This window comes from Shouchella oshimensis, assembly GCF_004375095.1.
GTDB lineage: Bacteria > Bacillota > Bacilli > Bacillales > Bacillaceae_D > Shouchella > Shouchella oshimensis.
In genome coordinates, this window is record NZ_SNUX01000004.1 from 727002 (window position 1) to 749223 (window position 22222).

A 22222-nucleotide genomic window follows, 5' to 3' on the forward strand; every position below is an offset into this window, starting at 1 on the left:
CTGCATTGAAAAAAAGCAGATAGAAAAAAGTATACCATTAATCAAAATGTTCCTCATTTTGTTTTTAGCAGCTTCAGGTAATTCTTCCGCAGTGGCTCCACCTGTAGCACAAAGTGGTTCTCATAGTTTGAAAAATCCTATCAACGATTAGTGTAATTGAAAAAAATTTAGCGCAAACGTTTGCTCTAGATTGATCAACCAGTGCTACATAAATTGTATTAAACGTATTTTAGTCCTAACGACCTATTTACGAACACAGTGTCCATAAGATATTAATAAATGAACAGCATATTTTCACCAATTTAAGGGCAATGCTTTTGGTTTTTTACAAACAACCCCGTCTTTTTATCTTAAAAGGCGGGGTTGTTTTATTTTATATACGTTTTATCACAATTTGTTGGAGGAGGAATAGAGTTGAACGATTTAAATGATCTTTTGAAAACGATTTCATTAAGCTTTATCTTTTTCTTGCTTCTTTCTTTACCTACTGTTGCGGAGGCTGACGTAACAAACAAAGTCAATTACTCAAAAGATGTGATTTACCAGGTTGTTACCGATCGATTCTCTGACGGGAATCCTGGCAACAATCCTTCAGGCGCTATCTTTAGTCAAAACTGTATAGATCTCCATAAGTATTGTGGTGGGGACTGGCAAGGGATTATAGACAAAATCAATGACGGTTACTTAACTGATTTAGGCATTACGGCACTATGGATTTCTCAGCCAGTCGAAAACGTTTACGCCCTACACCCAAGTGGCTATACCTCCTACCATGGATATTGGGCTCGAGATTACAAAAAGACAAACCCTTACTATGGGAATTTTGATGACTTTGATCGTTTAATGAGTACCGCACATAGCAATGGGATAAAGGTAATCATGGATTTCACGCCAAATCATTCATCACCGGCACTTGAAACGAACCCTAACTATGTTGAAAATGGGGCGATATATGATAATGGCGCATTATTAGGTAACTATTCAAATGATCAACAAAACCTCTTTCACCACAATGGCGGAACAGATTTCTCTTCATATGAAGATAGCATTTACAGAAACTTATATGATCTGGCAGACTATGATTTAAACAACACAGCCATGGATCAATATTTAAAAGAGTCGATTAAGTTCTGGTTAGATAAAGGGATTGATGGCATTCGCGTAGATGCCGTTAAGCATATGTCAGAAGGGTGGCAAACCTCTTTAATGAGCGAAATCTATTCGCATAAACCTGTTTTCACATTTGGAGAATGGTTTTTAGGGTCAGGAGAAGTTGATCCCCAAAACCATCACTTCGCTAATGAAAGTGGTATGAGTTTATTAGATTTCCAATTTGGTCAAACCATTCGTAACGTCTTAAAAGATCGCACAAGCAACTGGTATGATTTTAATGAAATGATTACCAGTACAGAAAAAGAATATAACGAGGTCATTGATCAAGTAACCTTTATTGATAATCACGACATGAGTCGTTTTTCGGTAGGATCATCTTCAAACCGTCAGACAGATATGGCCCTAGCTGTCTTGCTTACTTCTCGTGGTGTACCGACAATTTACTACGGGACAGAGCAGTATGTAACAGGTGGCAACGACCCTGAAAATCGCAAACCATTGAAAACATTTGATCGGTCTACCAACTCCTATCAAATCATCAGTAAACTTGCTTCACTACGCCAAACAAATTCCGCCTTAGGCTATGGCACTACAACTGAACGTTGGCTGAACGAAGACATTTATATTTATGAAAGAACGTTTGGCAATAGTATTGTATTAACTGCTGTAAATAGCAGTAATAGTAACCAGACGATCACTAATTTAAACACCTCTTTACCTCAAGGGAACTATACAGATGAACTACAGCAACGTTTAGATGGAAACACAATTACTGTTAACGCCAATGGCGCCGTAAATTCCTTTCAATTACGAGCAAATAGCGTAGCGGTTTGGCAAGTAAGCAACCCCTCTACGTCTCCTCTAATCGGCCAAGTAGGTCCTATGATGGGTAAGGCCGGGAATACCATAACAGTAAGCGGTGAAGGATTTGGTGATGAGAGAGGAAGCGTTCTCTTTGATTCAACCTCTTCTGAAATTATTTCTTGGTCAAATACAGAAATAAGCGCAAAGGTGCCTAATGTAGCAGGCGGTTATTATGATCTATCCGTCGTAACTGCAGCAAACATAAAAAGCCCTACTTACAAAGAGTTTGAAGTATTGTCAGGCAATCAAGTCAGTGTCCGCTTTGGTGTTAACAATGCCACAACGAGCCCAGGAACCAATTTATATATCGTTGGGAATGTGAGCGAGCTGGGGAATTGGGATGCTGATAAAGCAATTGGACCTATGTTTAACCAAGTGATGTACCAATACCCAACGTGGTACTATGATATTAGCGTTCCTGCCGGAAAAAACCTTGAATACAAATACATTAAAAAAGATCAGAACGGTAACGTTGTCTGGCAAAGTGGCAATAATCGAACCTATACGTCACCTACTACCGGAACAGATACGGTTATGATTAATTGGTAACAAAAGAGTAGATACAACCCCATTTTCTACAATTGAAAATGGGGTTGATTGATAGAGAAAATCCTATAAAACTTCCCCTCTTTAATCAAACCATTTTATTGAGTTGCGTAGATGTTGATAAAAAGTTCATTTTGCCAAAACCAATTGAAGGAAAATAATAGTACGTTACAATAATAAGTAGCAATTAGAGACTCTCATAAAAGAGGCTGGGACATAACGAAAAGTAGTAGTTGAAAAGACGAATAGTCTAAAATATGCTGAGTAGCACCGCTACAGGAGAATCCTTCGCTTTCCGGGGACACGGCCTCAGCCTCCTCCGTGGAAAACCGCCACTTCAGAGTCTTCAGACACGTGCTGATCCCCCAGGAGTCTTGGATTCTCCTTCCGCTAATGTTCATATAAAACAAACGACGAACGTTCCTATTTTCAGGAATGTTCGTCATTTTGGTCTATCTATCTACTTTTGTCCCAGCCTCTTTTAAAGATTGTTATTAACTAATAATGGTTCAATTATGCGATAAAGATCGCACGTTCATTCTTACTAAATTTTATAAATAGTTAATGATTAAATGCAATTATATAGTTAGCCGAATCAAATTGCTAATACTTCAAGGTATAGTTACTTAGTTAAAAACACCTTTTGCTACCTGAAGAAATTCTTTTACAGCAGGAGAAGCATTCACTATAGATTGACAAGCAAGTGCTACTTCACGACAGTTTTCTATGTTCAATTTATTTATTTTTATGTTTTGCTGCGTCTTCAAAAATAACTCTGGACCAATAGTCACTCCGAGTCCTTCTTGCACCATGTTGGCAATCGTTGTACAATCGTGCACTTCAAAACGAATAGAAGGCCTCAAATCCGCTTCATGGAATAACTCATTCACATGTGATTGATACATTCCAGTAGGCATAATAAACGGTTCATCAATTAGATCTTCCATACTAACTATTTCTTTAGAATGAAATCTGTGCTTTGTATGATATGCCACTACCATATTATCCTTTATCAAAGGAATTAAATCAAAATTGGACTCTACTTTTCTTTTCACAACAAATCCTATATCAACAATCCCCGACTTTAGCCACTCTGTAATTTCTTCATAACTTCCTTCAAACTATTTTGGGGTGTCTCTTTTGAAATGTTGCTAGCAATTTGGGTAACAGACAAGAAGAGGCACTTGCAAATGTACCGATAATGTCTTGTTTGTGGCTATGAAGGACTTGAAGAACCACCTTATGATGCGCTAGGAAATAGTAGCTTTGAAATTTGTAGTTGTTGTGGGTTTCAGTTCGGTCTAGATGATGAAGATAGGGATTATAGCAAAGAGGAACTATATAAAAGTTATCGTGAGGACTGGATTAAAGATGGATCTAAACCTTTTTCCGAATCCTTCCCAAACCATTTAATTGATTTCAATGGTTCTTTAAAAGCCCCTGTCCTCCATGAACAACTTAAAAACCTCGAAATGATCCCATGAAATTAAGCGTTCAATTCCGTTAAAGCACAACAGAATACATTTTTGTTGTGCTCTTTACCTTTCCTAAAACCTCATTTACTTATGGTACGGTTCTCTGTAACGTTGGATAGGTTAAAATAATAACAGTTTATAAAAATAAGGATGGCAGTTATTATGACTGATACCCTGTCAATGCGCCAAACCATATTTCCAATAGTTTCTTACATGTCCTCTATGCCTTTGATATCAAAGGATAAGGGGCATTTATATTATTTCTAGTGACCTTCGGTTATCGGATGTTTTCAGTAGTATGTGACTAGTTTTTCGTTGTAGTAAAGTTATTACATCAATAATCTCTACGCTAAACATTTCCATCATTATAAACTACAAAACTTGCAAATGTAGCTTCTTCGTTATTTTGCCCATAAAATATAATAACGCCTCCCATCATGCCATTGATAAACAAAGTGTAATTAAATTGTCTCAGTAGATTCGAAAATCTTCATTGGCTACTAGATTGATTATGAAAGTTCAAGATATAACAATATATCCATAGACTTTTATAAATTATACTTTACTCCTTTGTCTAAAATATCTGGAATTGGCCTTATCTGTTAAGTAATAATAGGTGCGAACGCCAGCTTGTCCATTTTCTCTTTTTCTTATAACCAAATCGGAACTCTCTAGTTTGTCAACTACTCTTCTTATTTTTTGCGCAGTACAATCCAGTTCCTGTGCTAATTGTGTTGCGTACTGTGGTTGTGATATTCTCAATGAATTCAAAGTAAGTAGGTCTATTTCTGGTAGTAAAATATCATGTTTCTCGCTTGGTATTCCAACGCTAACATGTTCTACATTACACTTCCCTTTTTTACATTTTGGACAAAGCATATCATAAAACTCTAACATCGAAAGTGCGTCCATTGGATATGTTTCTTCACAAGTGTTACATTTAATTTCCTTAGCTTTATTAAGGAATCCTTCTATGACTTCATTATAATTAAACCTTCTTTGTATAACATACTTCCTATCACTGCCTCTGCCATATGCAATATCCTCTTTCATACAAAGACCATAATTTAGACTAAAGAATGACATTAAGCTTTTGCTTTCTTGGTCTTTCTGCTCATTGTACTTTGTAATAAAAAAGTTTAATTCTAAAGTTTGAACTAATTCCTCATATTTATTCTTACTGATGTAAAAATGGCTTGTTGGAGGGTTACTACGGTCCTTTTTCCATATTTTTGCATCTGACATTTTTATTGCCGATTTATTTTTTCTAGCCTCAATTATTATGTCCTTTAATAAGTTATACAAATGGAATTTACTTAACTTTTCATTGAAGCTTTCTCTCATATATCGATTTTGTGTAAAAAAGGTTTCAATTGAGTCGGTATAATAACGCTCCGATGCTTGTTCAAGGTCACGAATAGTTATACCTCTTCCTTTTGAAACACTTTGTTGATTTGCATACCATAAAATCCAACCGATATTTCGTGGGACGTTTGACGTCGTTCGAAAAAGCGTAGCATGAAATTCATCATTAGATTGCTTACTATCAATAAAATGTTCAAACCTTATATTACAAAAATAGTTACTTCTTTTATCCAGCAATCTTTTAATATTATCTGCTGCCGCTTGTTCAGTTTCCGTGACTCGACTTGTTCGGTATAAATCGTAGTAATCCAACTTTATTTGGTCAATTTTAGTAGGGTCAATATCTCCCAAGTAGTACCTTCCCGGATATGCTGATATTTTAAATTTGAAGAATTCATCTGACCAGTTATTAAGCGGAGCAATAATAGTATCAACAAATACTTTCATTGCATTTTCGTCAATTTCAGAAAAATCATCTAAACAAATAAACACATATTTTATACCAATCTTTTGCAATATTGATTTTATCTTTTCAATGATTTCTGTTAAATTAAAGTATCTTAAAAAAACTTCTGCAAAAGCTTCTTGCTTGCTATCATTCTGGGATAGCTCCATAGAATGTTCATAATCTCCTTCTATACCTATTGAAGGATTATGACTTATTTTTGCTTTTGTACTAACTTTTGCCCTCTCAGTTTCCTTTTTTCCATCATCGAAATTATTAATTAACTGTTTGCTTTTAAGTAATGTAATATCCTGATAATTATCATGACCTAATGATTCAAAAATATTGTCTACTTCGGATTCAAACTTTGTTTTATCAGGACCAAAAAGACTAATAATTTTTGCCAACTTAAAACGTAGTGAATTGGTTTTTACTTCTTCTTTAATCTGTTTTAGAATGTACGATAAAAAAGATTTAGCAACCAAATACCTTTCTAAATCATCATTTTCCATTACACCTTTATATTCATTCACGTTATATGTAAAAGTTTTCGACTGTTCATATACGTTCTTAACATCAATATATAACGATAATTTGTCATTTGTTTTACGCACCTCATGCTGTAGTCTAGCTATGACCGTAGACTTCCCTGTACCCTTTCTTCCAACTAAAATAGTAGTATTCGGTTTCATACATGTTGAAAAAACCAATTGATTATGCAAAGGGTCAGAGTATAGTTTTTCAATAATTCTATCATCACTATTTATATCTGATAAATCAGCTCTACGGCTTTTCTTCAAAGAATCAACCATCTCAAAAAAGCTTGTTCGTAGCTCCTCGGGAAACATATAATCACCTCTAATAATTTATTATGTAATATAATTTCATACTCGCATCTATAGCTAAATAGCCTCTATACTTTATATAGTATCAAAAATCAGGATAAATTAACTACTATTCTTATTAATCCTCTTCATCTATTATTTCAGTTTACTTATATTGTCCAACCCATGCCTTCAGTGCAAAATAAATACGAGAGGGTGCAAGGTTTCATTAATTGTAATCTCATGTTCACTATTTAATGAGTTTATAGTGCAAGAGATTTTTGCTTGGTAATTTTGTTTAAATCTATAGCAAACAAAGCAATGAATGATTATCACAACAACATTCATAAGCAAGATATAAAGGAAGTTAAAAAACCAGACGAGACGGAGGAGAACTTAGCCTAATGAGGAAAAATTGCACAAAAAATATTTCAACTTGCCAACCAAGGATATGGGTATAAAAAAATAACAGGAATCATCAATCGTAAAAGATATAAAACGAAAAAAGGAAATGAGTTCTCCATTGCTACAGTTAAGGGAATATTAGACAATCCTATGTATATTGGAAAGCTCCGATTCAATTAACATGAAAATTGGGCTAAAAAAGAAGGCAAGGGAAAAACAAAGAACCTATCATAGTTGATAAGAATACACGAGCCCATTATCGATAAAGAATTATGAGATAGTGTACAACTAAAACGACAAGGACGCTCATATAAATCTGTACAGTCCTCCAAACTCTATTTTCTGTCCAGACTTATACGTTGCCCACAATGTGGTGCTGGAATGGTATTTGCAAAGTCCAAAGGTAGAACTAAAACATATCGTTATTTTGTATGTGGCAACTTCCATAACAAAGGTGCATCCGTATGCTCATCAAATAGTATTAACGCAGACATTGCTGAGGCACAAGTACTAGATGAAATTAAACGCATTGTAACGGACTCTAGTTTCATTAAACAACTGGTTGCAAAGCTCAACTAGGAAAGAGAACATGCCATTGAACCGTTAATTAAACAAAAGGAATGTATTGAATCAAGAATAAAACAAAATGAGACCTATATTACAAATACTACTGATAAGCTAATGAAAGACCCGATTTAGTTTCTTCCTTTGCAGAAAGATTAAAAGAGCAACGAAGTGAGAAAATGTCTAACCAAAAACAATTAGAGGAAGTTCAGGAAGAGCTTGCTAACATCAATACAAAACCAATTGATTTAATGGCGCTTCACCATCTAATTAAAAATATTGATGAAATACTAGAAAAAGTGAGTGGCGAAAAAAAGAAAGAACTTTTACGTATGATTGTGGAACAAATTGAGATTACGCCTACGGCTGAGAAAAGGAATCATGGCAGACAAAAAGGACGAGAGGTTACCAATATTAAGTTATACTTTGACTTTACTCCTGAAGCAGAAAAAAAGTTAAAAGGCCTGCTCCTAAAGATGGCAAGCTAGGCCCCTGATAAAAGTATTGATTTGTCACCCTTAAATAAAGTGAATCCGACAGAAAAAGAGCTAAGGGACACATTGAGGTCCCTTTCAGTTTTACCCTCACTTATGATAAGGCTCACCTCTATTAATCCGAAAACTCCTATAAACCTGCTCCAGCAAAACGAGCTTCATCAACTGATGAGGGAACGTCATTTTAGAAAAAGAAAGCAACTCATCCGCTCGCGCATAGACATCTTCAGAAAGTCCGAGTGACCCGCCAATCACAAAAGCGATTTTACTTTTGCCATATATACCGAGCTGCTCAATGCTTTTAGCAAGCTGCTCGCTTGTCTTCATTTTTCCTTCGATGGCTAGTGCGATGACGTACGTATCTGCATCCATTTTTCCAAGGATCCGTTCTCCTTCTTTCTTCTTGACGATACGCATGTCTTCTTCGCTTAAATGCTCTGGTGCTTTTTCATCTGCTACTTCAATCTCTTGGATTTTAGCGTAGGCGCTAAGTCTTTTTTTGTATTCGTCGATCCCTGAACGTAAATATTTTTCCTTCAGCTTCCCAACAGTAATGACACTGATATTCACTTGTGTATAACTTCCTTTCCTATTTCCTTTCTCCTGTTATCCTCTGTGTATAACACAAAAACGAAGAGGGTAACACTTATCCACATGATTTATCCACATATCAACAATGTGGGTATCTGATTATTTTGTTAGTGTATAGACTGCTTTTTCTTCGCAAAATTGGCATGTTCGTGGTTCTTTTGCTTGTTCGACAATGGGTGCCGTTTCCCATTCATCCACAGCGACATCCAACGCTAGTTCAATATGCTCTTCACATGCTGCTATCATCGTGCACGTCCTTCCATTTTTCGTTCTTTCAGTATAGCATTTTGTTATCCACAGTCCAAAGCGTTCTTGCAAAAAAAAGAACCCCTTTCGTTATGAAAGAGGTTCACTTACCGTCTTATACATCTGGTTGCTCCGTTAGTGTCACATCAACGGTTTCTTCTGTACCGCCACGATAAAGGGTAACAGAGATCGTATCACCAATAGTATTTTCACGATAGAGCATATGTCTTAAATCTTGTGCATTTTCAATGGTTTCACCATCAATACCAACAATGACATCTTGCTCTTGGATACCTGCGTTTGCAGCCGGGCTACCAGGGGAAACGTTCACTACCACAATTCCTTCGGTTACATCTTCAGGTAAGCCAAGGGATTCCTGCAGTGCAGCTGTTGGAAATTCATTTAAATTACGTAAGGTAATGCCTAGAGACGGTCGTCTTACCTCTCCTGTTGTCTCTAATTCTTCAATAACAGGCTGGACAATCGCAGATGGAATGGCAAAGCCTAATCCTTCCGCAACACCGGAAATTTTCATTGAATTAATGCCAATCACTTCACCATTTATATTAATTAATGCACCACCACTGTTACCAGGGTTTATGGCTGCATCTGTTTGCAGTACTTCGGCATTCCAATCAGCTTGACCGTTTCCAGTCGTATCAATTGGAATACTTCTTTCTGTTGCGCTAATAATCCCTTGGGTAACGCTACCAGCAAATTCTAGGCCCAGTGGGTTTCCAATTGCAATCGCTGGCTCACCAACGCTTAATGAATCGGAGTCACCGAATGAAGCAACTGTATCAACATCATCTGAACTAATTCGTAGTACAGCTAAATCTGTCAATTCGTCTTCACCAATCACTTCTGCTTCTACTCTCGTGCCATCGGTTAAGGCTACTTCTACTTCCGTAGCACCATCAATGACGTGTTGATTTGTTACGATGTATGCGTATTCCCCTTCTGCTTTATAAATCACACCTGATCCAGTACCACTCTCGCTTGCATCACCTTCACCGAATAAATCGGATTGCTGAAGATTAATGACACCAACAACCGCATCGGAAACTTCATTAACAATATCCGTTACAGCGGAATTGACATCTAAATTAATGACATTTGAATCGACTTGTTCCGTTTGAGGTTCAGCAATGGTATCTGTATTTTCTTCAACATTGTCATCGAATGGAGCTAGGTTTGACAATAATGGTGAAGCAATCAATACAAGCGCTGCACCGATAATTGCCCCGCCAAAAGCAGAAAATCCTGCAACTTTACCATTACTCGTTCCTTGCTTCGGTTCCTTATAGCGAGAATCATTTCCATCGTAATAACCCATTGCCCTTTACCCCTTCCATTTCAGCTCTCTAACCATTTTCCTACATTATACCCATTTAACCTAATTCTTCTAGGTTAAAACCGGGAATTAAATGATTTTTGTAGTTCTTTTAACATTTGTTTAGAAAGAGAGGCTAATCATGAGAAATAAACAAATTTTGTATGGTCTATTACGTAACTATTTACGTTTTTCGTTGCTTTTAAACCACGCATAATGCGGTTGGGCTATATGGGTCGGTATCATGAAGATGAATGGATTTCCCTACTTGATGACCTTCTTGTTCAAGCACTTGTTTAACGGTCATTCGTGCTAAGTCTTTCATATTGTTATCTAAACTTAAATGAGCAAGATACACATGAATCGGCGTATTATCGGCAATATCATGTAATGCAAGAGCTGCATCTTCATTTGACACATGCCCCATATCGCTTAAAATGCGACGTTTTACATTCCAAGGATATCTTCCGACTCGTAACATATTTAAATCGTGGTTCGATTCAAATACGTATGAGTTTGCACCCGCAATGGTTTTTGTTATCCGTTCGCTTACATAGCCCATGTCTGTTGCAATCACTAGTTTCCGTCCTTCATGACGGAAACAGTAAAACATCGGGTCAGCAGCATCGTGGGACACACCAAATGATTCTACTTCAAGGTCACCGAATTGTTTAACTGTTTCCTGGTTAAAATGGAATTTTTGATCGGTGGTTAACTGACCGATTTGTTTTTCCATCGCTTTCCACGTTTTTTCGTTTGCGTAGATTGGCAAGTTGTGTTTGCGGGCAAATATGCCTGCACCTTTTATATGGTCACTATGTTCGTGGGTCACAAGTAAGGCATCTAGTTGTTTTGGATCGCGATCAATCTTTTTAAAGAGCTCATCCATCTTCTTTCCAGTTAACCCTGCATCCACTAAAATTTTTTGCGATGCAGTCTCCACATACATCGCATTTCCGGTACTTCCACTTGCAAGCACACTGAAACGCATAGCCATCTTACGTCCTCCTTGGTTCTATTACTCTCTCAAAAAGAGGATCACTCACTTAACTCATCTTCAATTTCTTCATTTGTTTGTGATTCGTCTGGATACCACTGGTGCTGTTCTGACAGGATGGCATTCACTAGGTAAATTCTCATATCCTTTTCTTCTGCGTCAGCACCCGAACGATCGACCGTTACTGCCCACATAGGGGAGAAAAAGCGCGGCGTCTGATCAGATAAGCTATAATAGCCAAATTCGATACGTTCTATCGTATTATTCATTGATAAGTAGTGGTTATCTAATAGTACTCGTATCGCTGTCATATACGGGGTCATATCCCGTTCGTCTCGATTCTCACTGAAGCTATAGCGTTGTTGTTCATAGCCAATTACTTCATCATCGTCATTTAGTTCTACCGTTAATGCTTCATCATTATCGATGTACGTTTCTACTTGATTATAGAGTTGATTAAAATGAAGAAAATGGCCTTCTCGTCTAGAAAAGACGTATTCTTCACCATAAAGAACGTGCTCTGCTAATAAGGGTGCAAATGCTTCTTCTGTATTCGCATTTAAAAGTTGGCTAATGTTCATCGGCTCTTCTAACTCAACCCGAATCACATTTGAAGACTGACCAATCGTTTCCACTGAATGGCCGTTATTTTCTAGCTGTTCAATTTCCTCATCTGTAAAGCTTACTCTCGAACCCTCAAGCACGACCCCTCTTGCATCAGATGTATTTACATCTTCATCTGGGAGGGTAATGTTGTTATCGTCAAGACGCTCGACAATTTCAGGCGCTTGTTCAATACTTTGCAATTGACCTTCCAACACACGATCGACAAACTGCCAGCCTAAGAAGATATTTAACAGCAAGAATACTACAATAAAAATAGATTTTGTTCGATTCCAATTCATTCTGTTAACTCCTCGTCAGATCTAACAACAGCTTCCCATTCACCGTCCAGTTGATAAAACCACGTTGGGGTTAAGTCGGCACGCTTACTACTTGTCATCGTGGCTTTATAGCCTAAGCGAATATCGGTTACATCTTCCCATAAGATGGTTGAGCTTTTTTTTATCTGATTCACAGCATCTAAACCAGACGAAACTTCTCTCTCTTGCTCTGTATACCGATCTTCAAGCTGGAATAGAGGTCGCCCCATGCTCACAACCTGTGTACCTGCTCGGGTGACGTACATCTTCATACGATCTTGGTCACTACTCGTTGTGGTTAAACGGTGCTCAAATACTGGTAGATGATTCACATATAAACGAAATTCAGCTTGGTCCGTTGCATCTTTTTTATTCACTTGATCAATGGCATATTGATCTGTCCATCCACCTGTTACATTAATAAACTCTTGTGCAACTTCCACTATGTGACGATTGCTTTCTTCTTGACTATCGGTTGAGTACGGGTACGAATAATTTAAGTAAGAAATGGTACTATCATGGGTCACGGTTCGACTGCCATCTGTAAACAAATATTCCCCGTTTAATTGATTCGCCCTAGGCACATCCGTATCGTTAAACAACCGCTGATTAATCAGCATAGGCATCTCTTCATCGTTTCTTAATCTGTAATCATAAATTCGCACAACTTGCTTTTCAGTCGGCACGTAAATGTCATTGCGTAACAACAGATAAGTTGAATCATTTTCTTTCACAACCTCTGTTGCTAGTTCAGACTCAGTATCCGTCGCATAAATTAAATTCTTCAAATCACTTGCTGGCATTGTTGTACGTAATGACATAAATTCTTCTTTTTCAGAAGAGGCAAAGGTGAAATTAACAGTGTCCTCTTCTGTCACATAAACAAGTAATCGATTGACTTCCCGACTCGTATTCATTTGATCGTAATTGCCGTCAAAGTAAGCCAAGAGTGACTGTAACGGTAGCTCATCAGGAAACCGTAATTCAATTCCCTCTGCACTTGTTGTCACTGGGTCTGCTGATATCGCATGTTCAAACTGATATTGACGCAATGTCGTCAGCGTTTGATCATACCGATTGTTTAATGGATTCATTAGCGCATACCCTTCCAAGTCTTTGTGCAAAATCATTGAGCTAGGCTGAATAAGATCCGTTATTAATCGCTCTTCCCCTATCATGGAATCCGCATAATTTCCGCTTTCACCTGATTCACTCTCTAACGCTTGAAGATTTGGCTGATACGTCCATAGCTGGTAGGTAAAAAACAAACTTAAGCCAATTAACGCGACTAAAGTGGCTGTTTTAAACTGTTCGTATTTCACACTTTACCTCCTTTAAACGTAGAGTAAGGCAATGTTATATAGATGGTTGTTCCTTCGTTGTATTCACTATTCACCCAGATTTCTCCTTCGTGCGCCACAACATATTCCCGGGCAATCGCTAAGCCAAGACCTGTCCCACCTACATTTCTCGCTCTTGCTTTATCCACACGGTAGAAACGTTCAAAGATCTTGTCCTGAGACTCGGTCGGGATTCCCATTCCTTCATCTGATATACTGATTCTTGCTTTGTTTCCTTGATGAAGTAATGTAATGCTGACGTTTCCGCCTTCTGGTGAATACTTAATGGCATTCGATATAATGTTATCCAGCACTTGCGTTAATTTATCTTCATCAATTTTTGCAAATGTTGGCTGCTTGACGATGTGACGATGAAAAACAATATCCTTGTCCTTTACAATCATCTCAAAACGCTCGATAATTTGATGCAAGAATGAACCTAATTCAACCCAGCGTAAATCCATCTCGTAATCATTGGAATCAATACGAGAAAGCTGGAGAAGATCATTCACTAATCGAATCATACGGTCTGTTTCTTTTTGTGTAACGTTAAGAAAGTGCGGTGCAATTTCCTTGTCCTCTACGGCACCATCTGCAAGTGCTTCTAGGTAACTCTTCATCGTTGTTAGCGGTGTCCTCAGTTCATGAGAAACATTTGCCACAAACTCACAGCGTTCACTTTCTATTTTTTCTTTTTCCGTTACATCGTGAAGAACCGTAATTAACCCATTCATCGGTCCGTCATCTTCTTGGATAGCAGAGAAGTTTGCCTCTAATAAAACCAGTTCCTCACCATGACTAAAATCAAGTAAAACCGATTCATTTTTCTCGTACAAATCATAAATGCTTTGCGTTTCATCCATATTCAATACGTCCATAATTGGTTTTCTTAATACATGCTTTAAGGAAATACCTAATAATTCTTCTGCACGTCGGTTCATTAGAATAATTAAACCGCTTTGATCTGTAGCTACAACCCCGTCGGTCATATGAGCCAATACTGAACGAAGACGCTTCTGCTCCCGGTCTCTCATAAGCGTTGTATCATGGAGCTTATTCGTTAGCTCGTTAAATGACATTGCTAGCTGACCAAGCTCATCTGAGCCGTACACCTTTACTTGTCTTGAAAAATCCCCATGTCCCATCCGTAAAGCTTGCCTACGCATGTCCAAAATTGGCGCTGTAATGGTTCGAGCCACTAATATAATCACAAAAAATGTAATCAATAATGCAATGGTTGAGGCAACTATAAAGATCTGGTTGATCGACTGGGCTTGATCTGTCACTTCTTCAATCGAAGCTTCTACGTAGACAGCGCCTTGAAGTTCAGATGCTTCTGTATTACCTCCATCAAGAGAAGCGTTAGCAAAGTCTTCATTTGGTCGAATGGGCTGTGCTTTCACAAAATAACGTTCTTGGTTCTGCTCATTAATGCGCTGATCGCTCAATGAAGATCCACCTGTAATCGCTCTTCTAACAATTGTTTGCTCTGTTAACTGACCAATACGTGTCTGATCATTTGGATCAGAACTTGCAAGCAATACAAAATCTTTCCCGATAATTTGCGCTTTCCCGAACCGAATGTTTTCGTCTGTTTGTGGGAACGTTTCATTTAAAAGCGTGTTTAAATTTTCCTGCGTATCTGAATCCTCGTCAATTAATTCACGTGCGGCACTGACTGTAAGCAAGTTAACCCGATCGCTAATGACAGTTTCGTAGTTATCCATTAAACTTCGCTCAAGTGAATTTGAGAAATAAAAACCAATAATCTGCATGGCAAGAACAATAAGCAACATGTAGATAATAATGAGCTTAAAGCGTATGGACTTAAAAAAGCCTACGTTTTGATCCATTTACCTTACTCCTGATTATCCTGTGGTGCTAAGAAATAGCCAACACCTCTACGCGTCATAATCCAAGTAGGGTAGCTTGGGTTATCTTCAACTTTTTCACGTAAGCGTCGCACGGTAACATCCACGGTACGCACATCACCAAAATAATCGTAGCCCCATACGGCTTGCAAAAGGTGTTCTCGTGTCATCACTTGTCCAATATGCTTTCCGAGATAATGAATTAACTCAAACTCCCGATGTGTTAAATCAACCGCTTCACCACGTTTTCTTACTTGATACGCATCAGGATGAATAGACAACTCACCAATATGCATTTCTTTTGATGAAGAACCTGTTTCTTCGACTGCAACTTGCTGACGTCTTAGATTCGCCTTTACCCGTGCTAACAACTCCCGTGTACTAAATGGTTTCGTCACATAGTCATCAGCACCTAATTCTAAACCTAATACTTTATCAATCTCTGAATCTTTAGCCGTTAGCATAATGATTGGTAAATCAGATTGTTTACGTACTTCTCGACAGACTTCCATTCCGTCCTTATAGGGAAGCATAATATCGAGTAACATAAGATCCGGCTTACGCTCACTCACTTTTTCTAGTGCCTCGTTTCCATCATAAGCACACTCTACGCTAAACCCTTCTTTTTCTAAATTAAATTTCAATATATCTGCAATTGGCTTTTCATCATCAACAACTAAAATATATTTATCCATTCTTTTTACCTCCTGGATCAGTAGTATCTATTTATTTATTCCATTAAAATTTATGTCACTTAAACAAAACACCAGCCACTGCTGATGTTTTCACTACAAAAAATTGCCCGGGGAATAACGACATCCCTCGTACTAGTTTAACATATCTACCAAAAACAAAAAGAACTTTATGCATTCACATAAAGTTCTTTCGATGCCGGCCAGAGGACTTGAACCCCCAACCTACTGATTACAAGTCAGTTGCTCTACCAATTGAGCTAGACCGGCAAGTGGTGGCTCGGGACGGAATCGAACCGCCGACACACGGATTTTCAGTCCGTTGCTCTACCAACTGAGCTACCGAGCCTTACTTATTATACATCAAGATTATTTCAACAATGACGAAGAAAAAATGGCGGTCCGGACGGGACTCGAACCCGCGACCTCCTGCGTGACAGGCAGGCATTCTAACCAACTGAACTACCGGACCATTTGTGTATGTATTTATATAAAAGTGACCCGTACGGGATTCGAACCCGTGTTACCGCCGTGAAAGGGCGGTGTCTTAACCGCTTGACCAACGGGCCACTGTAAAAATGGTGAGCCATGAAGGATTCGAACCTTCGACCCTCTGATTAAAAGTCAGATGCTCTACCAACTGAGCTAATGGCTCAAATACCAAACTGAGCAGACGGTGCAATAAGCAAGCCGTGTTTCGTCATATCCTCTCGACGACAAGATTTATAATATCACATATAAATCATCTGCGCAATACTTTTTTTAAAACTTTTTTCTATAACGTGCTTGGCTCATAAATTCAGTCTTAAGCATACTGAAAAAAAAGGGAAAACGCAAGCTTTTCCTTACGCTTTCCACATAATTCATTATGCAAAGACACCACGAACAAGATTTGTTTGATTCCGATCCGGACCAACAGAGAATACGGTTAAAGGAATACCTGTTAATTGCGTAACTCGTTCTAAGTAATGACGCGCATTCTCAGGCAAGTCTTCCAATGTTTTGGCTCCTGTAATATCTTCTTCCCAACCTGGTAACTCTTCATAAACAGGCTCACACTCTGCTAGTACATTTAGACTTGCAGGAAATTCATCCATGATTTCGCCTTTATAACGATAGCTTGTACAAATTTTTAGTGTTTTAATCCCTGTTAAAACATCAATCGAGTTAAGAGATAAATCTGTAATCCCACTTACACGGCGAGCATGACGAACAACTACACTATCAAACCAACCAACACGTCTTGGTCGTCCTGTTGTCGTACCATACTCACGGCCAATCTCACGGATTTGATCACCCGTTTCATCATGTAACTCAGTTGGGAAAGGACCATCACCCACTCTTGTCGTATAGGCTTTAGATACACCAACAACATGATGAATTTTAGAAGGCCCTACACCAGATCCAATTGTCACTCCCCCAGCAATTGGGTTAGATGATGTAACAAATGGGTATGTTCCTTGATCAATATCAAGCATAACCCCTTGTGCACCTTCAAAAAGCACACGTTTTCCATCATCTAATGCATCATTTAACACAACAGATGTATCCACAACGTATTTTGCAATTTGCTGACCATACTCAAAGTATTCTTCAACAATCTCATCTACAGAGAATCCTTCTGTTTCATAATACTTTTCAAAAAGACGATTCTTTTCTTTCAGTACAGAAGCTACTTTTTCTGCAAACGTATCTTTTTCAAGTAAATCAGCAATTCGAATGCCAATACGGGCTGCTTTGTCCATATATGCAGGACCAATCCCTTTTTTCGTAGTCCCGATTTTATTAGCGCCTTTGCGCTCTTCTTCTACAACATCTAATTTTATATGATAAGGTAAAATAACATGCGCTCGATTGGAAATTCGTAAGTTACTTGTATCAACATCTCTCTCATGTAAGTAAGCAAGCTCTTCTACAAGTGCTTTTGGATCAATAACCATACCGTTCCCAATTACACACGTTTTATCTTTATAGAATATTCCTGAAGGAATCAAGTGAAGTTTATATTTTTTGCCGCCAAAAACAATTGTATGGCCAGCATTGTTCCCACCTTGATAACGAGCCACAACCTCTGCCTTTTCAGATAAATAATCTGTAATTTTGCCTTTACCTTCGTCGCCCCATTGTGTTCCTACAACAACTACTGAAGACATACTGACACCTCCACGCTCATTTAAAACCATTGTAAGTATAGCAGGTCAATTCCAGAGCGTCAATGAAATCCGAACATTGATCTCACTATTGACCTTTTCATTCGTTTAAAATCTAATTTACATTGGTGGCATGTCGTTTTCATCATGCCTACGGTCCAAATTAACGAATTTATTGTATTCTTTTACAAATGCTAGTTCAACTGTACCAACAGGGCCATTACGTTGCTTAGCAATAATAATTTCAATCGTGTTTTTGTTTTCTGTTTCCTTATCATAGTAATCATCACGATAAAGGAAAGCAACAATATCTGCATCTTGCTCAATACTTCCTGATTCACGAATGTCAGACATCATTGGTCGTTTGTCTTGTCTTGATTCTACTCCACGAGAAAGCTGAGATAACGCAATGACTGGCACCTCAAGCTCACGGGCGATTGCTTTTAACGTTCTTGAGATTTCAGATACTTCCTGTTGACGATTTTCGCCGCTTCGGCCATTTCCTTGGATCAGCTGTAAATAGTCAATCAGTATCATCCCTAATCCACTTTCTTGCTTCAATCGCCGACATTTCGCTCGTATCTCACCAACTTTTACACCTGGTGTATCGTCAATATAAATTCCTGCTTTTGATAAAGACCCCATTGCCATAGATAGCTTGTGCCAATCTTCCTCGTCCAAAGCTCCTGTACGCATACGCTGCGCATCGATGTTTCCTTCTGCACAAAGCATTCGTTGTACAAGCTGACTTGCACCCATCTCTAAAGAAAAGATTGCTACGTTTTCATCGGTTTTCGTTGCGACATTTTGGGCAATATTTAATGCAAACGCCGTCTTCCCTACAGAAGGTCTTGCCGCAACGATAATAAGGTCGTTTCGTTGGAAGCCTGCGGTCATTGTATCTAGTTCAGAGAAGCCTGTCGCAATCCCTGTAATATCACCACGAGATTGTTGGAGCACTTCAATTTGATCATACGTTTCTAGTAAAACATCTTTAATCTGAACGAAATTGGATGAATTTTTTTGTTGCGCTACTTCTAGAATTGTCTTTTCTGCATGATCGAGGATGGCACCTACCTCATCCTCGCTTGCATAACCGTCTTTAACGATATCTGATGCGGCACGAATTAAGCGTCTTAATAAAGATTTCTCTTCTACAATACGACTGTAGTAATCTACATTCGTTGCTGTTGGAACGGTTTCAGCGATATCTGTTAAATAAGCGACACCACCAATATCGTCAAGCCACTGCCTACCTTGAAGATCTGCCGTCAACGTGACTAAATCGACAGGCTCACCTTTTTCACTAATATCAAGCATCGCTTCATATATTCGTTGGTGACTAGCACGGTAAAAATCTTGCGGAAGAAGTCGTTCACTTGCTGTTGTGAGCGCCTGTTCTTCAAGTAAAATGGAGCCAAGGACAGCTTGTTCTGCTTCAATATTTTGTGGGGGCGTCCGGTCATTTAGAAGATCACTCATAAGGTTTACTCCTTTTGTAATAGTTAACGGAAATGAAGCTGACTCGTTTTGAGTCAGCTTCTCTTCTACATCCTTATACTTCCTTCACGTGAACATTTAATACAGCTGTTACCTCTGGATGAATCTTGATCGGAACTTTTGTATAGCCAAGTGAACGGATTGGTTCATCTAATTGAATTTTGCGCTTGTCAATTTTCTTGACTTCTTTTTGTAGGGCCTCTGCAATTTGCTTGGTTGATACAGCTCCGAATAATCGGCCACCCTCGCCTGCTTTTGCAGGAATGGTAATCGTTAATTCTTCTAATTTCTGTTTAAATGCTTGCGCGTCTTCAAGCTCTGCTTGTGCTTTTTTATCTTGGCTCTTTTTTTGTGCTTCAAGATCTTTAATGTTTCCGGAAGTAGCTTCCTTCGCTAATTGGTTTGGAAGCAAGTAGTTTCTTGCATACCCTTCCGCAACGTTTTTCGTTTCCCCTTTTTTACCTTTACCTTTTACATCTTTCAAAAAAATAACTTTCATCGTTCCGAACCTCCTTCAAATCCATCGTCTATCGCTTGTTCTAATCGATCTTTTACTTCTTCTCTCTCAGCATCTTCTAGTTGTGTTGCTGCGTTTGACAGATGTCCTCCACCGCCAAGACGTTCCATAATGACTTGCACATTGATATCACCAAGGGATCGAGCACTAACTCCGACTCGACCATCGCCTCTTTTACAAATAACAAATGAGGCACGAACGCCACTCATTGTTAAAAGCGTATCTGCTGCTTGCGCAATAATAATCTGATCATATGGCTCATCATCATTCGCCATTGCAATTGCATACCCGTCTCGGTAGACATACGCATTTTCCATCAGCTTAGAGCGGCGAACATAACTCGCTAAGTCTTCTTTTAAAAGCTTTTGTACAAGGGCTGTATCTGCACCATTTGCTCTTAGGAACGACGCAGCATCAAAAGTACGCGCACCCGTACGAACCGCAAAGCTTTTCGTATCAACGGTGATACCTGCAAGCAATGCTGTCGCTTCTAATCGATCCATTTTAAATTGCATCGGTTGATACTCTAATAATTCTGTAACAAGCTCTGCTGTTGAGGAAGCATACGGTTCCATATAAACAAGCACTGGGTCATGTACGAAGTCTTCACTTCTGCGATGGTGGTCGAGTACAATAATGCGGTCAACCATCTGCAATAGTTTAGGTTCAATGACCATAGATGGTTTATGCGTATCTACAATAACAAGCAACGTTTCTTTATCAGCAATCTGTACAGCTTCTTCAGGCGTAACAAATTGATTCCATAAATGTTCCTGCTGCTTGACTTCATCTAACAATCGTTGAACATCAGCATTTGTATCTTCTTCATCAAGTACAATAAAGCCTTCGCGATCATTTAAGTCTGCCAGTTTCAAGACACCAAGGGAAGCACCAATTGCATCCATATCTGGTCTATTATGACCCATGACAATCACTTTTTCGCTCTCTTTAACGAAATCACGCAAAGCATGGGAAATTACTCGCGCTCGGACTCGAGTTCGCTTTTCTACAGCGTTTGTTTTTCCTCCGTAAAATCGAACGCGTCCATTTTTCTTCTTAATGGCTACTTGGTCTCCACCTCGTCCTAAGGCTAAATCAAGACTGGATTGAGCTAATACACCAAGTTGTTTTAAAGAAGCTTCTTCTGTACCTACACCAATACTAAGGGTAATGGGTGCTTTTTCCTTCGCAGTAATCTCACGTATTTCATCAAGAAGTTCAAAACGATTCTCTTCTAACAGTAACAATGTCTTATGATTCATAACTGCTAAAAACCGATCTGACGATGTTCTGCGTAAGTAAATGTCATAATCATTTGCCCAGTTATTTAGTGCCGTAGTGACTTGGGCTAGCAAGCGACTACGAATTTGGTCGTCCATGCTTTGGGTTACTTCATCGTAATTGTCTAAATAAATATGCGCAATTAACGGTAGCATATGATCATACCGCTTCTGCGTTGTTTCTTTTTCTGTAACATCTACCACGTAAATCAGTCGTTCGTTTTGTTCAAACGTAAAATGATAATAGCCAGATTCAAACTGTATGGTTTCTTCTGCGGTATCATCTTGGATATACTGCTGTAAATCTTTATGGATAACAGTTACATCCATTCCATTTAACCCTGTTCCAAAACGCTCTTGTATAAATGGATTTGTCCATTGTATGGTTCCACTTTCATTATAAAGAACAATCCCTACAGGAAGCTTTGTTATAGCTACATCACTTGCTTTATTCACTCGGTACGAAAGCGTTGAAATATACGTATCAAGATAATGATCGTCCTTTTTCTTTGCTCTAAAGTAAAAAAACACCCAGATCAGTAAAAGCGCTGTTACAGCAACACCCGCTTCCCACTGATTAAACGTAAGCCAAGCCGTTAAAGCTAAAACGAGGGTAAATAGAGTGATGACATACGTATGCTGCCACCACGGCTTGTTCCAATTAGGCATGAATGTCATCTCCTACTC

Annotated in this window: 17 protein-coding genes, 5 tRNA genes and 1 pseudogene; 4 read left to right on the plus strand and 19 right to left on the minus strand. The window is 38.5% G+C overall.

The features are described 5' to 3' along the window. The first annotated feature begins 414 nt into the window (after positions 1 to 414). Positions 415 to 2526, plus strand: a complete 2112-nt coding sequence (locus E2L03_RS19100) for an alpha-amylase family glycosyl hydrolase (protein ID WP_134260135.1) — start codon at positions 415 to 417, stop codon at positions 2524 to 2526. A 623-nt stretch (positions 2527 to 3149) separates the two neighbouring features. Here the strand turns inward: E2L03_RS19100 and E2L03_RS19105 are convergent. After that, a pseudogene (locus E2L03_RS19105) lies at positions 3150 to 3723 on the minus strand (LysR family transcriptional regulator substrate-binding protein); the annotation flags it as partial. 830 nt (positions 3724 to 4553) lie between these two features. Continuing rightward, positions 4554 to 6620 (minus strand): winged helix-turn-helix domain-containing protein, encoded by a 2067-nt coding sequence (locus E2L03_RS20690; RefSeq protein WP_208394373.1) that lies wholly within the window; start codon positions 6618 to 6620, stop codon positions 4554 to 4556. 426 nt (positions 6621 to 7046) lie between these two features. Here E2L03_RS20690 and E2L03_RS20935 point away from each other — a divergent pair, with 426 nt between their 5' ends. From E2L03_RS20935 to E2L03_RS19130, 3 genes are all read left to right on the plus strand, one after another. Next, positions 7047 to 7217: a recombinase family protein gene (locus tag E2L03_RS20935; protein ID WP_134260240.1), complete on the plus strand. Its 171-nt coding sequence runs from the start codon at positions 7047 to 7049 to the stop codon at positions 7215 to 7217. 174 nt (positions 7218 to 7391) lie between these two features. Then, positions 7392 to 7616 (plus strand): recombinase zinc ribbon domain-containing protein, encoded by a 225-nt coding sequence (locus tag E2L03_RS20940; protein ID WP_367613697.1) that lies wholly within the window; start codon positions 7392 to 7394, stop codon positions 7614 to 7616. Between the two features lie 164 nt (positions 7617 to 7780). Continuing rightward, positions 7781 to 8089 carry a hypothetical protein gene (locus E2L03_RS19130; protein WP_134260139.1) on the plus strand — a complete coding sequence of 103 codons (309 nt, stop codon included), beginning with the start codon at positions 7781 to 7783 and terminating at the stop codon, positions 8087 to 8089. A gap of 96 nt (positions 8090 to 8185) precedes the next feature. On the opposite strand, the gene rlmH is transcribed toward E2L03_RS19130, so the two are convergent. The 17 genes from rlmH to E2L03_RS19215 form a co-directional block, all read right to left on the minus strand. Next, on the minus strand, positions 8186 to 8665 hold the full coding sequence (gene rlmH, locus E2L03_RS19135; protein WP_134260141.1) for a 23S rRNA (pseudouridine(1915)-N(3))-methyltransferase RlmH: 480 nt from the start codon (positions 8663 to 8665) through the stop codon (positions 8186 to 8188). Between the two features lie 120 nt (positions 8666 to 8785). Further along, on the minus strand, positions 8786 to 8932 hold the full coding sequence (locus E2L03_RS19140) for a CxxH/CxxC protein (RefSeq protein ID WP_078440283.1): 147 nt from the start codon (positions 8930 to 8932) through the stop codon (positions 8786 to 8788). Positions 8933 to 9047: 115 nt separating this feature from the next. Continuing rightward, a complete protein-coding gene (locus E2L03_RS19145; protein ID WP_038484666.1) occupies positions 9048 to 10268 on the minus strand; it encodes a S1C family serine protease in 1221 nt (406 codons plus the stop codon). Between the two features lie 199 nt (positions 10269 to 10467). After that, positions 10468 to 11262, minus strand: a complete 795-nt coding sequence (locus E2L03_RS19150) for an MBL fold metallo-hydrolase (protein ID WP_134260143.1) — start codon at positions 11260 to 11262, stop codon at positions 10468 to 10470. A 41-nt stretch (positions 11263 to 11303) separates the two neighbouring features. Next, positions 11304 to 12167 (minus strand): two-component system regulatory protein YycI, encoded by an 864-nt coding sequence (locus E2L03_RS19155; RefSeq protein WP_134260145.1) that lies wholly within the window; start codon positions 12165 to 12167, stop codon positions 11304 to 11306. Further along, a complete protein-coding gene (locus E2L03_RS19160) occupies positions 12164 to 13507 on the minus strand; it encodes a YycH family regulatory protein (protein ID WP_038484674.1) in 1344 nt (447 codons plus the stop codon). Before E2L03_RS19160 ends, E2L03_RS19155 begins: the two co-directional genes overlap by 4 nt. Continuing rightward, on the minus strand, positions 13504 to 15378 hold the full coding sequence (gene walK / locus E2L03_RS19165; protein WP_134260147.1) for a cell wall metabolism sensor histidine kinase WalK: 1875 nt from the start codon (positions 15376 to 15378) through the stop codon (positions 13504 to 13506). Before walK ends, E2L03_RS19160 begins: the two co-directional genes overlap by 4 nt. Before the next feature lie 5 nt (positions 15379 to 15383). After that, positions 15384 to 16091 carry a cell wall metabolism response regulator VicR gene (yycF, locus tag E2L03_RS19170; RefSeq protein ID WP_038484680.1) on the minus strand — a complete coding sequence of 236 codons (708 nt, stop codon included), beginning with the start codon at positions 16089 to 16091 and terminating at the stop codon, positions 15384 to 15386. A gap of 194 nt (positions 16092 to 16285) precedes the next feature. After that, positions 16286 to 16358: transfer RNA gene (locus E2L03_RS19175), tRNA-Thr, on the minus strand. Between the two features lie 3 nt (positions 16359 to 16361). Further along, positions 16362 to 16437 (minus strand) — tRNA-Phe (locus tag E2L03_RS19180). Positions 16438 to 16483: 46 nt separating this feature from the next. Then, positions 16484 to 16560, minus strand: a tRNA-Asp gene (locus E2L03_RS19185). A gap of 25 nt (positions 16561 to 16585) precedes the next feature. After that, a tRNA-Glu gene (locus E2L03_RS19190) sits at positions 16586 to 16657 on the minus strand. A 10-nt stretch (positions 16658 to 16667) separates the two neighbouring features. Then, positions 16668 to 16743 (minus strand) — tRNA-Lys (locus E2L03_RS19195). A 211-nt stretch (positions 16744 to 16954) separates the two neighbouring features. Beyond that, positions 16955 to 18241, minus strand: a complete 1287-nt coding sequence (locus E2L03_RS19200) for an adenylosuccinate synthase (RefSeq protein ID WP_038484683.1) — start codon at positions 18239 to 18241, stop codon at positions 16955 to 16957. 117 nt (positions 18242 to 18358) lie between these two features. Continuing rightward, positions 18359 to 19720 carry a replicative DNA helicase gene (dnaB, locus tag E2L03_RS19205; RefSeq protein ID WP_038484685.1) on the minus strand — a complete coding sequence of 454 codons (1362 nt, stop codon included), beginning with the start codon at positions 19718 to 19720 and terminating at the stop codon, positions 18359 to 18361. A gap of 73 nt (positions 19721 to 19793) precedes the next feature. Then, a complete protein-coding gene (gene rplI, locus E2L03_RS19210; protein ID WP_038484688.1) occupies positions 19794 to 20237 on the minus strand; it encodes a 50S ribosomal protein L9 in 444 nt (147 codons plus the stop codon). Then, positions 20234 to 22204, minus strand: coding sequence for a DHH family phosphoesterase (locus E2L03_RS19215; protein WP_038484692.1), 1971 nt, complete (start codon positions 22202 to 22204; stop codon positions 20234 to 20236). The genes rplI and E2L03_RS19215 overlap by 4 nt, the downstream gene beginning before the upstream one ends. Positions 22205 to 22222 lie beyond the last annotated feature (18 nt).